The organism is Vibrio sp. 1CM23M (assembly GCF_023161755.1).
Classification (GTDB): domain Bacteria; phylum Pseudomonadota; class Gammaproteobacteria; order Enterobacterales; family Vibrionaceae; genus Vibrio; species Vibrio coralliirubri.
The window spans coordinates 992,766-1,006,296 of sequence record NZ_JALNTR010000001.1 but is presented as its reverse complement, the minus strand read 5'-3'; the positions used below and the strand labels follow the sequence as shown (position 1 = coordinate 1,006,296).

12 protein-coding genes are annotated in these 13,531 nt (G+C 44.8%); 5 read left to right on the top strand and 7 right to left on the bottom strand.

What is annotated here, in order from left to right:
• Positions 1 to 3: 3 nt before the first annotated feature.
• The 3 genes from uhpB to uhpT form a co-directional block, all read right to left on the bottom strand.
• A complete protein-coding gene (uhpB, locus tag MSG35_RS04295) occupies positions 4 to 1,500 on the bottom strand; it encodes a signal transduction histidine-protein kinase/phosphatase UhpB (protein ID WP_282449803.1) in 1,497 nt (498 codons plus the stop codon).
• Complete coding sequence (gene uhpA, locus MSG35_RS04290; RefSeq protein WP_017061545.1) at positions 1,500 to 2,108, bottom strand: transcriptional regulator UhpA; 609 nt, start codon at positions 2,106 to 2,108, stop codon at positions 1,500 to 1,502. Before uhpA ends, uhpB begins: the two co-directional genes overlap by 1 nt.
• Positions 2,109 to 2,255: 147 nt before the next feature.
• Positions 2,256 to 3,650, bottom strand: a complete 1,395-nt coding sequence (uhpT, locus tag MSG35_RS04285) for a hexose-6-phosphate:phosphate antiporter (protein WP_060980915.1) — start codon at positions 3,648 to 3,650, stop codon at positions 2,256 to 2,258.
• 370 nt (positions 3,651 to 4,020) lie between these two features.
• On the opposite strand from uhpT, the gene MSG35_RS04280 reads away from it, so the two are divergent.
• Entirely contained in the window at positions 4,021 to 4,797 is a 777-nt protein-coding gene (locus MSG35_RS04280) for a hypothetical protein (RefSeq protein ID WP_248382983.1), read from the top strand.
• A 170-nt stretch (positions 4,798 to 4,967) separates the two neighbouring features.
• On the opposite strand, the gene MSG35_RS04275 is transcribed toward MSG35_RS04280, so the two are convergent.
• Positions 4,968 to 5,306 carry a DUF1840 domain-containing protein gene (locus MSG35_RS04275; protein WP_048610005.1) on the bottom strand — a complete coding sequence of 113 codons (339 nt, stop codon included), beginning with the start codon at positions 5,304 to 5,306 and terminating at the stop codon, positions 4,968 to 4,970.
• 315 nt (positions 5,307 to 5,621) lie between these two features.
• Here MSG35_RS04275 and MSG35_RS04270 point away from each other — a divergent pair, with 315 nt between their 5' ends.
• The gene (locus MSG35_RS04270) at positions 5,622 to 6,812 is read left to right on the top strand and encodes a GGDEF domain-containing protein (RefSeq protein WP_248383252.1); all 1,191 of its coding nucleotides are present in this window, start codon (positions 5,622 to 5,624) and stop codon (positions 6,810 to 6,812) included.
• A 25-nt stretch (positions 6,813 to 6,837) separates the two neighbouring features.
• On the opposite strand, the gene MSG35_RS04265 is transcribed toward MSG35_RS04270, so the two are convergent.
• Positions 6,838 to 7,122 carry a hypothetical protein gene (locus tag MSG35_RS04265; RefSeq protein ID WP_050632569.1) on the bottom strand — a complete coding sequence of 95 codons (285 nt, stop codon included), beginning with the start codon at positions 7,120 to 7,122 and terminating at the stop codon, positions 6,838 to 6,840.
• Positions 7,123 to 7,279: 157 nt separating this feature from the next.
• Between MSG35_RS04265 and MSG35_RS04260 the strand changes: the two genes are divergently transcribed.
• On the top strand, positions 7,280 to 8,152 hold the full coding sequence (locus MSG35_RS04260) for a pirin family protein (RefSeq protein ID WP_248382981.1): 873 nt from the start codon (positions 7,280 to 7,282) through the stop codon (positions 8,150 to 8,152).
• A gap of 218 nt (positions 8,153 to 8,370) precedes the next feature.
• Here MSG35_RS04260 and MSG35_RS04255 read toward each other — a convergent pair whose 3' ends face one another.
• Positions 8,371 to 8,652, bottom strand: coding sequence for a pyrimidine/purine nucleoside phosphorylase (locus tag MSG35_RS04255; protein ID WP_017057600.1), 282 nt, complete (start codon positions 8,650 to 8,652; stop codon positions 8,371 to 8,373).
• 307 nt (positions 8,653 to 8,959) lie between these two features.
• Between MSG35_RS04255 and MSG35_RS04250 the strand changes: the two genes are divergently transcribed.
• Complete coding sequence (locus MSG35_RS04250) at positions 8,960 to 9,424, top strand: DUF2850 domain-containing protein (RefSeq protein WP_059018030.1); 465 nt, start codon at positions 8,960 to 8,962, stop codon at positions 9,422 to 9,424.
• Between the two features lie 398 nt (positions 9,425 to 9,822).
• The gene (locus tag MSG35_RS04245; RefSeq protein WP_248382979.1) at positions 9,823 to 12,363 is read left to right on the top strand and encodes a glycosyl hydrolase family 18 protein; all 2,541 of its coding nucleotides are present in this window, start codon (positions 9,823 to 9,825) and stop codon (positions 12,361 to 12,363) included.
• Between the two features lie 155 nt (positions 12,364 to 12,518).
• On the opposite strand, the gene MSG35_RS04240 is transcribed toward MSG35_RS04245, so the two are convergent.
• Positions 12,519 to 13,367, bottom strand: coding sequence for an alpha/beta hydrolase (locus MSG35_RS04240; RefSeq protein ID WP_048610017.1), 849 nt, complete (start codon positions 13,365 to 13,367; stop codon positions 12,519 to 12,521).
• Positions 13,368 to 13,531 lie beyond the last annotated feature (164 nt).

Below are 13,531 nucleotides of genomic sequence, written 5' to 3'. Positions count from 1 at the left end.
TTCTCACACTTTAGGTAATGTAACGCTGATATTGGTACCCGAAGATGAGCCATTAGCGTTGATTGTCATCTTGCCGCCGAGCGCCTGAACCCGCTCTTGCATACCGCGAACACCCATTCCTTTGAGAAGGTCTTGCGCTGTAAAACCAACGCCATTATCTGTAATCTGAAGGTCAGCTTGGTCGCCTAAAATCAGTTCAATTTTAATCTCGCTCGCTTTGGCGTATTTAGAGGCGTTGTTTAGAGATTCTTGGCACAGCCTGAAGATCGTGACCTTGAGCGTGTCACTCAAACACGAGTAATCACCTTGCCAATTTAATTGGATATCAACGCCGTGATCCGAAAACTCCATCTCTCGAATAAGCTGTTCCACAGAATCTTTTAGATCCAGATCGTCCAACATCTTAGGTCTTAATTTTGTAAGTAGACGTTTGGTGGTGTCATAAACATTCAAAGACAATGACTCAATGGTACCCGCACAGCGAACGCTCATCTCAGCGGTATCAACGCGTTTAATGATGCTTGCCTGAGTACGAATTGCCGTGATGTTTTGGCCGATTTCATCATGCAGTTCACGCGCAATATCACGACGAACCGACTCTTCAGCGGTCACTAACTGACGTGAAAGGTTTTGATTTCTGGAGAGTTCACTTCGCAATTTGGAGTTGAGATCTTTCTGCTTTTGAACCGCTAAACCAAGCAATATGCCTGTGATGGTTTGAGCAGACAGAGACAAGAGCAAGTCGGTAATTTCGAGTTTGGATGTTCCGCTGTGAGCAGCAATCAACGCGACACTATTTAGCATTGTTGCAAGCAGAGCACCTTGCCATCCATAACGAACGGCGAGCAAGATAATAGGGATCGCCATACAGAACGGGGCGAAGCGCCTTAATTCATCAGGCAAACTGGTTTGTATCAAAATACTGGCCACCAGCAACACACTGTATAAAGCGATGTGACGAATTTTGAACTCTACAACATTATGGATTAAGTAAGAGCTCAGCGGCGCCCACTTATTTTGGAATAGATAGTTCCAGACCAGATAACACATAGGCACCAGCATCAATCCACCCGTGATACTCGCTAACCACACCATGTAAACGGCTGGTACATGAGAGCCCACCACGGCAACATTAATAAATGCTGTGACCATGATTAAGCTCGCCATCACTAACAAGTGACGATTTTGGTCACCAGAATAATAACGCTTGGCAATTAGAGTGGCAGGAATACTCAACCCACTGGCGATGAGTATCGTCAGCCATTGAGGTTCATCAAGTAGCAGAGCTAAAGCAATCGCAAGCCCCCACTCTGCAATATAGATAGCGGGCCAATAGTGGGTGCGAGTGTGCAGCGTCATTCCCAATCGAAGTGAGAATGGGAAAAGCAGAATGGCTAACTCAGGGTCATTAATGAAATAGAAGGCAATAACCCATAAACAGAACCATGCACAGCCAGCCATAAAAACCCCACACAGGGAGGTGGCTAGATAGGAACGCATTAGTACTGGTCTTGTGTGAACAATTTAGCTAACTCGACGTTGTTCTTAACATTGAGTTTGTCCATCGCATTGGCTCGATGTACATGCACCGTTTTATGGCTAACTCCTAGCTCTACGGCAATAGATTTTACATCGAGCCCTGTTGCCAATAACTGACACACTTCGCTTTCTCGGCGGGTGAGTTGATTTAAAGAGGCTTTATTCTTCATGGGTGTCGCAAGCTTTATTGCGATATCGGGCGTGAGATAACAGCCACCATTTGCGCTCGTGTGTACGGCTTGAATTAACTCATCAGGGCTACAGCGCTTGCTGAGATAACCTTTGGCTCCTAACTCTAATGACTTCTCAACCATCGCCGGAGAGTCATGAACGCTCAACATGATGCTGGCAATGCCAGATGGAATCTCTTCCAATAAGCTCAGGCCACTTTCGTCTTGCATTGAGATATCTAAGATCACGACATCAGGGTGACAACTTGGCAATCCGAGGCGCGCTTCTGCCGCAGAGTTGAATTCCCCCACGACCGTAATATCAGCTTCAAGACTGAGTAATTGAGCAAAGCCAGATCGAACAATGACGTGGTCATCAACAAGCGCAACATTAATCATGATATTAACCAGAATTAAGAGTAAGAAAGAAAAATAGCCCCAACAGGAGCTATCTAAAATTGAGTTTATTGATAGAGATGATACTGAATCGAACTAACGATTGGTATGATCTCACGTGCTTTAAACCAATAAAGCACGTGAGACTCGCTACGCGTTTTGAGACGCTAAGTGCATTTTCTTAGCATGGCGAATCTTCTTCTCTTCCGCAACCGCAACGAATAGCAGTAACACGATACAAATGGCAGCTGACGTATCAAGCGCTGCGAACGTGCCTTTCCAACCCGTTAAGCCAAAAATAGGCGTGCCGTCTGCAATCATACCTAGGCCAAGTTTGGCAAAACTGTCACCAATTAAGTAAGCAAATGTACCTTTCACGCCATCCGCAACGCTGATTGCTTTCTTAGGCACGAAACCTACTGCAGCAACACCAATCAGCAACTGAGGACCAAACACAAGGAAACCAAGCACAAACAGTGATGCTAGGTACATGAACTCACTGGTTGCATGCTGGTAGAACTCTAGAGAAACGATGATCAGGCCAAGTGACACACAAGCAACCAAAGCACGGCGTCCGTTCGCAAGGTCTGACAGATAACCCCACATTAACGTACCGACCAGTGCACCAACCTCAAACAGAGTGAAGCCTGAAATCGCCGTTTCTTTTGATAGACCTAGCTCTTGATACGCATAAACGGTAGACCATTGATCGATACCGATACGAACAATGTATAAGAAGATATTCGCGAAGCAGAGCAACCAGATCACTTTGTTTTTCAGGATGTATTCAACAAAGATCTCTTTCTTAGTCATTTGATTTTCTTCAGCAGCTGTATCTTCTTCGCTGATTTCTTCATCAAACAACTCTTCGACTGTGCCTAAGCCGTATGCTTCTGGAGAGTCGTTACCAAAGCGCATACCAATAAAACCAACCACAATCGCGATGATAGATGGGAAAACAAACATACCAATTACGTTGCCATCAAATAGGTAGTTCGCACCAAACAGAGCAACACCAGCAGCACCCGCACCACCCACGTTGTGCGACATATTCCAAAGACCTAAATATGAACCACGCTTGTTACGAGGCGTCCATTTAGTGATGGTCGAGTAGCTTGAAGGACCGCCCGTACTTTGGAAGAAACCACTCAACGCATAGAAGGCAACCATCAAGAATAAGCTAGCACTGCCACCGCCCATACTGAAGCTGAAGCCCAACATAGCGATACCAGAAAGGACAAGCATAAATGGCAGGAACTGCTTGGTGTTTTTACCATCGGCATAATAGGAAACGACAGTTTTACCGATACCGTAAGTGATAGAGAAACCCAGACCGATAAGACCTAGATCCGTCATCGATAATCCATAAGTAGAAATCATGTCGTTTTGCGCGACATTGAAGTTCTTACGGATCAAATACATGGTTAGATAACCAATGAACACGACGAGGTAAGATTGTAGGAATGGTTTAAACCACATTTTTCTTCTAGTTTCGACCGGAAGATCCAGCGTCGGTTTTCGAACCTGATCTAAGAACTTTAACATTGTGAACTCTCTTATTTTTTGTGAGGTCTGCACGGCATAATTGCGGCCATACATTGTTTATTAGTTGACCGTGAAATAATAAGGAGTCTAAAAATCGACCGCATGAGAGAGGGTCTTAGAATAACTAGGAAAAATTCTTAGTTCAGAATTGGGAGTCAAGAAAGCGTGAACAGCATCACTTTGTTTACGGTCTGTTATGGATTGATATTACGATAACAAAAGTCACTCATTTCAAGGCTGACGAACCTTGTAAACAAACAGAAACAAGTGAAACACTTCGCAACAAACATAGTATTATTCATAATGGTTGCCTGACATTGCATTGATAAAGTTTGGATCCTTTTTGTAAACACATTTTTAGGTTCCAACTATGAATTCAATGGTCAAATCATCACTTGCGATTGCTATCAGCCTTCCACTACTTGCTGGGTGTGTGACACCTGGTGAAGATGATCCCAATGCGAGCACCAAGCAGGGCGCTGTCGGTGGCGCACTGTTAGGACTCACGATAGGTGCATTAACAGGTGATGCAGAGCTAGCAATGAAAAGTGCCGTTGTCGGCGGAGTAGCCGGCGGGGTTGCAGGTGCAGGTAACGACATTAGAAGTAATCGAGACAACATCCGTCACGATAGCCGTAACGAAGCCATTGCGCATACCAACGTGAACACCGCAGCAGCAACAGCAACAGAGGCGAAGCAAAAAAATTGGGAAGAGCTCAATAATTTCATTGGCGAATGGGATGTCACTATCCACAATCACGTTAACACTCTGGATATTATCTCGGACTTAGAGTCGACAGGAAAACTGAACAGCATTAGTCAAGCAGAGGTGAGCGTAGCTAATTCACAAGGAGTCAACCTAACGGCTCAGTTCTCTTACGATGAAGCTCAAGGCTACCAAATGGATGTCACCAACCAAGCTACCCAGGTGAATGTCAACTTTGCTGGCGAGCCTCAATCTCAAAATAATCGTTACAATTTTTATCCAACTAACATCCAAGATGTCATCTATCAGGGTGTAAATAGTGCTGATGTTCGCATTGAATTGGGTATGCTCAATAGCCAACTTTGGATCTTAGAAAGTTACGCTTACCTAGATGGTAGTGAAAAGAAAATACAATCGATTCGATTTAACAAAGCCAGCTAGCTTTTCGTTATGAGCGGTTCGTTATTAGTTATTAGCTTCTAAATCGCAGATCAAATACAACACCAGTATCGGTTCATCACCATAAAACTCCATGGTGTGACCGATACTGGTTCACATTCATTCTTATTAAAATAGATTCGATAGGCTTGTTACGTTTCGCGTGAATCGTACTACAGTCGCTTGCCGCTACCGTCTTCCCACATTACTTCGCATTCATCCTTGATAGCGGCCTTTAATAATTCAACCAGTGGGAACGCTCGGCTACCGATATTAACAGGCGCTTCAACCACCTCTTCTTCATTGTCGTCATCAGTATTTTCTTGCTCTACGGGCTTGCTCTGCTCTGCTGCAATAGCAGCACGTAGATTATCCAGAGCTTGAGGAACCTCTGAAGCATCCATAGCACCTGGGATGGAACCGCTATGCCCAAGCATCTTGATGAACTGAAGGCCAACTTCACCAAACATCGTGACGCTAGCATGAGCTTTACAACTAAAGGTAATTAACATAGTGAGCCTTTCTTAATTTTGGTGGTTTACAAACTATGTGGAGTAACTCACAGGAAAGCAAGTAGATAAACATCAAACAACGGTTACAAATTTGATGCTTAAATCTAATCTTTTAGAGATGACCTGCACCATCGGTGATATACATCACTATTTGGAATTGATTGAACAGCCTTTCATATGAAACCTTGATAGTAGTCACACTAAATAGACATCTAAGCCTCTGCATAGCTTGTTATTTAATCTACTATTAACACCATTATCAAAAACTTTGGCACAGATCACATGAAAAGGCTCGTCGGCAGGCACCTAGAAGAAATGGCGGACATACGATCCACCCGCAAGCAAAAAATTGTCCACTCCTTTTCACTGACTGCCGCTGCGTTATTCATTTTCTATACTTGGGCTTACTTCCAAGGCGAGCATTACACGCTGTCAATGTTCGAATTGTGCTTCGCCATCATTGCCATTTCTAACGCTTTATATGTAAGAAAAGTCATCAATCCTGAGTATTCCGAATTGATTCTGAGTGGTGTTCTTCTAGTTCAGGGCGTCATCCTATTCTTGTACAGTCACGCCATCCCAGATCGCATCCTCTGGCTCTACCCAATTCTGGCCGCGGTCATTTTCATTAATGATTTCAGAATTGGCATAATCTTCAGCACCTCGTTTTGCCTGTTCATCAGCACCTTGATTACAGCGATGCCCAATAACTTTTCTTTGCCATTTAACAGCACACACAGATTTGTCCTTAGCTTATTTACCATGAGCTTGGTGTGCCACACATCCGCCTATTACTACACAAAAGCCGTCAGTTATATTCAGCGTCTGTATAAAGAAGGCATTGAAGATCTCGCCTACAGAGATCAGTTAACCGGCTTGGCAAACCGTTGGAGCTTTGAACGTTGGGCGACAGAAAAACTAGCTACCGTGGATAGTGAGCGATCACTTACAGCATTAGTCTTTTTGGATATTGATGACTTTAAAGGCATTAACGACAGCTACGGGCACGATGTGGGAGACAGTGTCTTACAGCATTTTGCCAATCGCTTGAGCAACAACATTCGAACCAGAGACAGAAAAAGCCATGAATACGATTATTCCATCGCGCGCTTTGCTGGAGACGAGTTTGTTCTGATGCTCTACGATATCCCTACACGTAAAGATCTAGACGGCATTCTAGATAGGATTTGCGGGCTGTTCGAAAGCGGCTGCCAAACAAACGAGAGAATCAAGGAATTGACATTAAGTGTTGGGGTTGCTTTATACCCGCAAGATGCCCAAGAATTACATGAGCTGACGAGATGTGCTGATAAAGCGATGTATGTTGCCAAGCATTCAGGAAAAAACCGCTACGCTTATTACCACGACAACCCAGTATCGACTTTGATAGAAGAACTACCAACGAGCCTTGTTAGCTCAGCACCGGATTCATCTGAACTTGAAGATTGCTTTGAAGCGAAGATCGAAGGGAACAATGTTACGCTATTAAAAGCGCGTCAACGCTAGCCATTCCTATAACGGAGCGGCGCTGCTAACCTGCAAAGTACATAAGCCAAAGGCTCACTAACCCGATCATAATAATCCATATGACTTGACGTGTTCGGTTTGGGTTATTCCCTTTAGGTCGCCTCACCACGGTTTTAAAAGCGGCTTGCTTAGCTGACTGAATAAACGGCGCTTCTATCTCACGTTTTTTCACGCGGCGTTTAACTGCGCTGTTTGCAACCTCTGTAAAGCGCTGACTTTGCTCCGTTGTAAAGTCGTTATCAAAACCCATCCGACTATGCCTTTCGCCATGTTTTTGCTGAACTGCCATAGCGGCCTCCTTGGCGATATACTCTCTATTGAGTATAGACATAATTTCATATTGTTACCTGTTCAAGATTTTCGAATAAGTCACTCAACGCTGTGCCATCTTCTTTTTAATTCAAATTACATAAACTACAGCCATTCAAGTTTATGAGGTTTTCAAAATGACGAATGTAAGAGCAGTAGATCATGTGATTGCAGCACATGCCACCTCAGATGGTGACGGCGTCAAAATCCAACGACTCGCGGGTTTTAATAACGCGTGCTTCTCTCCATTTTTGATGGTTGATGAACTAAAGTCGGATGAAAGCAAAGACTATGTTGGCGGCTTTCCTCCACATCCTCACCGTGGGATAGAAACTCTCACTTACATGCTCCAAGGTCACTTCCAACACAAAGACCACATGGGAAATGTTGGAGAGCTGCGCAGCGGTGGCGCTCAATGGATGGCCGCAGGTCGTGGTGTCATTCACAGTGAAATGCCAATGATGGAAGAAGGTGCGCTGCATGGTTTTCAGATTTGGATAAACCAACCTGCGACACACAAAATGCAGCCAGCGCAATATCACGATTTCCAAAGTGAAAGCATCGCGGAGCATCAAAGTGAAAAAAGTGGTTTGTTAAGAGTGATTGCCGGAGGGTTTGAACTGCACAACCAAACTGACAAAGATTCAGAAGCTTTACGAGCGCAAGGCCCATTACAGAAAACAGGTGTGCCGTTAAGCGTTGCGGATTGGCGCTCTTATTATGGGCAAAAAATCACGTTAGGGACTAATGTTAATCACAATGCCATGACTTACGTGTATCGAGGCAGTATTAAGATCGGCGACAAAGTGATCAACCAAGGTCAACTTGCCCTGCTCACCAAAGCTGACTTGCTGTCTTTGGGTAGCTTAGAAGATTCAGGGGTACTGATTTTTTCTGGTGAACCGATTAATGAACCCGTTGTGCACTATGGTCCGTTTGTCATGAACTCGATGGAAGAGATTGAACAGACAATTCAAGACTACAACAACGGTGTGTTTGAGACTTACTGATATCTTGGCTTTGAGCTTTGAGCTTTGAAGATTGAAGATTGAAGATTGAAGAGATTTTGTAACGAACAACGATTTGGTCATCCATTTGATGACTACAAAAACAAGTGACACTATCCACTGCCGGTTACTATCACTTATTTAACCACGCTCCTAGAGCGTGGTTTTTTTCTATTCAATCAGAGACAAAAGATGCCCTGATTGAACAAATTTAGATCTGATTACAAGTACTCACATAGGTAAGCCGTCGCTTCTTTTACCTGTAGGTCGAATGAAGAGTCACCCGCAACGTCAAAAGACTCACCAGATTGGTATGTCGTCCAGTCATCATCGCCAACACGCTTTACAATCAAAGCACCTTTAACAACGGTCATCTTTTCTGGAGCCGCAGTACCAAACGTGTACTCACCAGCTGCCATTACACCAACACTCACATCAGCACCAGACTGGTTAAACGCTAACGACTTAACGCCACCTTCAAAGTATGTGTTTTCTTTAATCATTGTACTTCCTTGTTATCTTCAAATTGCAATTATTGAGCTCACCGAGTAAGCCTATGCGTAAATTTAGGTAATAATTGTTTTAACCAATTCGAGACTTTCCTACAAGAAATAAATACGCATAGCTTAAGCATTTCTGGAATTCGCTTTCATTGATAGCGTAAATACTGAGGAGCAAGGCTAAAAACCACTAACGCAACCAAATTTATTAGAACATTCGATCCTGCTTCTAACTCTTAGAACAATTTTTGCAAACTAAGGTTTTAGTTAATAGAATCTAAAACAATATCAGTCGAAAAATGAAGAGATAATGGCAAAAAAGCCGACTAAAAGCAGAGATCTATTTGCCAACTCGTTACTCTACGGCTTCCTATTAGTTGGCTTTATGGTTGCCCTCACCGCTGGCTATTTTGCTTACCAAGCCCACCAGCAATCTGTCAGCCCAAGCAACGTCTATGGCACATGGATAGAGATTGCGGCGCCACCTTACAACACCGACATCCTGACACTTTCAGAAAACGGTGTGATGATGAATCATCGTCTTATCACTACCTCATTCGATTTTGACGGTAAGATCGTCACGATCAACACTGGCTCTGGAACCACCGTTTACACCATCAGTGGTACTTACGATTCGCCTCGCTTGAAGCGATTAGAGCCAAGCGTACCATCTCAGCAATTTATTAAAGAAGGCTACGAAGATACTGCGACTGGTGATACCCATAGTGTCATGCAGCAACGACGCGCTTCCCTAGCTGAACAATTCAAAAGATAACCCTCTTATCCATACTGCCATAAGCATTCGTCTTCAAGTTTACTCGTCGATCGACCCCGCTCGCTCAACATACTTCACTTTGTGATTCTGCTTCAATCCACAGTATTTTCTTATAGTTTGTCGCACCTTTTCATAACTTCATGTCGTGAATTTTCACTTGTGAGATTTTCCTACTGAAGGGTGTTTTATTTTATAAAACATGGACTCAGCCTCTCATTCATTAAGCAACAGAATTGTAACAAGATACAATTTTTTAGTTGTCCATCGAAAACGGATTTATTTTCAGTTATGAAATTAAAACTCTCTCGAATACTGACTGGGAAGCTCCTTCAAAACTGATTGGAGCCGTTTATGGGGCCAATTGGTTCTCGTAATCTTCAAGGAATGAGAGAAATAGTATGATTCGTATAAATACCTGTGCTGCAAGCATTGCTCTAGCGCTATCTGGTACAGCATTAGCTGCTCCAACAGCACCTAGCATCGACATGTACGGTTCCAACAACCTGCAATTTTCTAAAATTGAACTCGCGATGGAAACCACCTCTGGCTACAACCAGATGGTGAAATATCACGATAAAGCAAAGGTCGACGTTAAGTTCAACCAATGGAGCGGAACGTCAGGAAACACGTACAACATCTACTTTGATGGCGTTAAAGTGGCCACCGGCCCAATCACTGGCAGCCAAACCACGGCTTCATTCGAATACGGCCAAGGCGGCTTATTCGATATGGAAATTGAAGCGTGTGACGAAACTGGTTGTAGCAAGAGCGCACCCGCTAAAATCACCATCGCAGATACCGATGGCTCCCACTTAGCGCCACTTGCGATGAATGTGGATCCAAACAACAAGTCATACAACACAGATCCAAACACGGTAGTAGGTACTTACTTTGTTGAATGGGGTATTTATGGTCGTGACTACACGGTAGATAACCTACCCGCTGACAACTTGACCCATATCCTTTATGGCTTCATCCCAATTTGTGGTCCGAACGAATCAGTTAAATCAGTAGGTGGTAACAGCTACAACGCACTCATGACGGCATGTCAGGGCGTTAACGATTACGAGGTGGTGATCCATGACCCTTGGGCGGCTTTCCAGAAGAGCTTCCCTCAAGCGGGTCACGAATACAGCTCACCGATCAAGGGTAACTACGCAATGATGATGGCGCTCAAACAGCGTAATCCTGATTTGAAGATCATCCCATCAATTGGTGGCTGGACATTATCTGACCCGTTCTTTGATTTTACAACCAAAGCCAACCGTGACACCTTCGTTGCATCTGTTAAAAAATTCCTAAACACATGGAAATTCTACGATGGTGTAGATATCGACTGGGAATACCAAGGTGGTGGCGGTGCTGCGCCAGAGCTTGGTGACCCAGAAAATGATGGCCCAGCCTACATTGCACTGATGGCAGAATTACGTGCGATGCTCGATGAGCTAGAAGCAGAAAATGGCCGTACTTACGAGCTAACATCTGCGATAGGTGTTGGCCACGATAAAATTGAAGACGTGAACTACGGCGATGCTATCCAATACATGGATTACATCTTTGCGATGACTTACGACTTCTACGGCGGTTGGAACAACGTATTAGGTCACCAAGCAGCATTACACTGCGGTAACTTCATGCGCCCTGGTCAGTGTGATGGCTCAGGCATTGATGAAAATGGCAAACCATACACAGGCCCAGCTTACACAACGGACAACGGCATCCAATTGCTGCTCGAACAAGGCGTTCCAGCTAACAAGCTTGTCGTAGGTGCAGCAATGTACGGTCGTGGTTGGGAAGGTGTATTACCCTCATCACTTTCGGATCCTAGCGACCCTATGACAGGTGTTGGTAACGGCAAACTGAAAGGTAGCTCTGCGCAAGGCGTCTGGGAAGATGGTGTTATCGACTACAAAGGCATTAAGGCGAACATGCTTGGTGCGAATAACCAAGGTATCAATGGCTTCGAATACGGTTACGACGAAATGGCAGAAGCGCCTTACGTATGGAACCGCACTTCAGGTCAGCTGATCACATTTGATGATGACCGCTCGGTAAAAGCAAAAGGCGCGTACGTTCGTAGCCTTGGCCTTGCAGGTCTATTCTCTTGGGAAATTGATGCAGATAACGGCGATATCCTAAATGCAATGCATGAAGGTCTAGCAGGTGGCACCACCGATCCTGTAAACCGTAAACCAACTGCAGCAGCAGGTGCCGACCAATCTGTTGAAGGCCCAGCTTCTGTTTCTCTAGATGGCAGCGCTTCAAAAGACAGCGACGGCACAATCGCGAGCTACGCTTGGTCACAAGTAAGCGGAACTGCCGTAACACTGGCTAATGCCAATGCAGCTGTTGCAAGCTTCGATGTTGTTGAAGTCGCACAACAAGAAGCACTCACGTTCAGCCTAACGGTAACCGATAACGAAGGCGCTACTGCAACTGACACCGTTGTTGTAACCGTAACCCCTAAGGACACGGGCCCAGTCAATACAGCACCGGTTGCTGTGGTTACGGCTCCGGCTGAAGTTAATGCGGGTGATGTAGTCGTGGTTGATGCTTCGGCTTCGAGCGATGCAGACCAAGACACATTGACCTTCACATGGGATGTACCTGCTGGTATTGATGCAACGGTTCAAGGTTCTTCAGTGAGCTTTGTCGCGGCGGAATACACGCAAGATACAATGCTGAACTTCTCTGTAACGGTCAGCGATGGCACAGAGACGTCAGTAGCGGCTACTTCAGTGAAAGTTCTTAAGAAAACCACAGGCGGCGGTACGTGTACTAACGCTTGGGATTCAGGTGCGGTTTACACGGGCGGCGACCAAGTAACTCAAGGCGGTAAGGTTTGGGAAGCGAAATGGTGGACAACCGGTGAAGATCCAACAACGACAGGCCAATGGGGCGTGTGGAAAGAGATAGGCCCAGCAAGCTGTGCTAACTAAAAATAGGGTTTAGCTAAACGCGAACTAAGCGTCGACTAAACACCTAAAAGCAAGGCCAACCAGATAATGTCTGGTTGGCCTTTTTATTATTTGTTTTCTGACCTTTGAGCTTACGATCTTTTTACTGGCGTCCTACTGACTTACGATCGTTGGACTTAGCCAATTAAGTTATCAAAGCTCTCGAATACTTGTGGGCACTTCATTACTCGACCGTGGCCCTGTCCTTGAGTCGCAATTAAAGTAACGCGACCCATTTCATTAGCAGCACGCTGAGACACATCAAACTTAGTAAACTTGTCTTGCTCATCATGAACGATGATCGTCTGAGACTCACGAAGCGCTAGCTTTCCATAGGGGTCAACAGACTGAATTGGGTAGTTAAACTGCTCTTCTACTTCTCCGACTACCGCTTCAAACAGTTTCATTGAGTAACCTGAACGCGCGACGCTGCCAAAGAGGTTTTCTAGATAATCCAACACAGGTGCAATCAGCAATAATGGCTTGTTTTCCAATTTAACGTGCTTACATTCCAACGCAGAAGCGGTACCCATGCTATGACCGACCAAACCAGCTACCTCACCCACCGAATCGAGAATCGCTTCCAAACCATTCACAAACGCAGGAATATGACCATGTACACCATCGCTGCCACCATGAGCAGGATGGTCGTAAGCCAGAGCCGTAAAGCCTTTGGCGGCGATGTGTTCCATCAAAGGGAAGAACTGACTCGCGGTGCCAGACCAACCATGAGTCAGCACCCAAACAGGCCCCGTACCTAAAGAATAGGTTTTTAAAACGCCATCACGACCTTCAATTTCACTCTTGATAAGCCCTTGGGGATCAGCATTTTTTTGCTCGGTACGCATTGGAGTGAGCAGCAGCTTACGTGCCGTTTTCTTCGCATGGCTCGGCGCTAAGATGTAATGCAGATTGGTTGTAGCGCCAATTAAGCTGCGCTTGAAGCTGAATTTGTTCGATGTATTAAAGTAGATTTTGTCACTCATGACCGTTCCTTGTATCGCCATCATCATTGGCGGATCGAGCTCGGCCCTAAAAATCGAACGACCGTGCTATTTATTAGTGTAAAAAATGGCGATAGCGCTTTTTATGACTGCTTGCCGCCACTTCTCTTAAATTTCTTGTAAACCTTAGTTAAACAAAGTCACAT

What these genes read in the sequence shown, in the direction of transcription:
- MSG35_RS04250 (WP_059018030.1), top strand. Translation starts at nt 8,960, where the DNA reads ATGGCAAAAAAGCCGACTAAAAGCAGAGATCTATTTGCCAACTCGTTA.
- MSG35_RS04265 (WP_050632569.1), bottom strand. Translation starts at nt 7,122, where the DNA reads ATGGCAGTTCAGCAAAAACATGGCGAAAGGCATAGTCGGATGGGTTTT.
- MSG35_RS04260 (WP_248382981.1), top strand. Translation starts at nt 7,280, where the DNA reads ATGACGAATGTAAGAGCAGTAGATCATGTGATTGCAGCACATGCCACC.
- MSG35_RS04275 (WP_048610005.1), bottom strand. Translation starts at nt 5,306, where the DNA reads ATGTTAATTACCTTTAGTTGTAAAGCTCATGCTAGCGTCACGATGTTT.
- MSG35_RS04245 (WP_248382979.1), top strand. Translation starts at nt 9,823, where the DNA reads ATGATTCGTATAAATACCTGTGCTGCAAGCATTGCTCTAGCGCTATCT.
- MSG35_RS04255 (WP_017057600.1), bottom strand. Translation starts at nt 8,652, where the DNA reads ATGATTAAAGAAAACACATACTTTGAAGGTGGCGTTAAGTCGTTAGCG.
- MSG35_RS04240 (WP_048610017.1), bottom strand. Translation starts at nt 13,367, where the DNA reads ATGAGTGACAAAATCTACTTTAATACATCGAACAAATTCAGCTTCAAG.
- MSG35_RS04280 (WP_248382983.1), top strand. Translation starts at nt 4,021, where the DNA reads ATGAATTCAATGGTCAAATCATCACTTGCGATTGCTATCAGCCTTCCA.
- uhpT (WP_060980915.1), bottom strand. Translation starts at nt 3,650, where the DNA reads ATGTTAAAGTTCTTAGATCAGGTTCGAAAACCGACGCTGGATCTTCCG.
- uhpA (WP_017061545.1), bottom strand. Translation starts at nt 2,108, where the DNA reads ATGATTAATGTTGCGCTTGTTGATGACCACGTCATTGTTCGATCTGGC.
- uhpB (WP_282449803.1), bottom strand. Translation starts at nt 1,500, where the DNA reads ATGCGTTCCTATCTAGCCACCTCCCTGTGTGGGGTTTTTATGGCTGGC.
- MSG35_RS04270 (WP_248383252.1), top strand. Translation starts at nt 5,622, where the DNA reads ATGGCGGACATACGATCCACCCGCAAGCAAAAAATTGTCCACTCCTTT.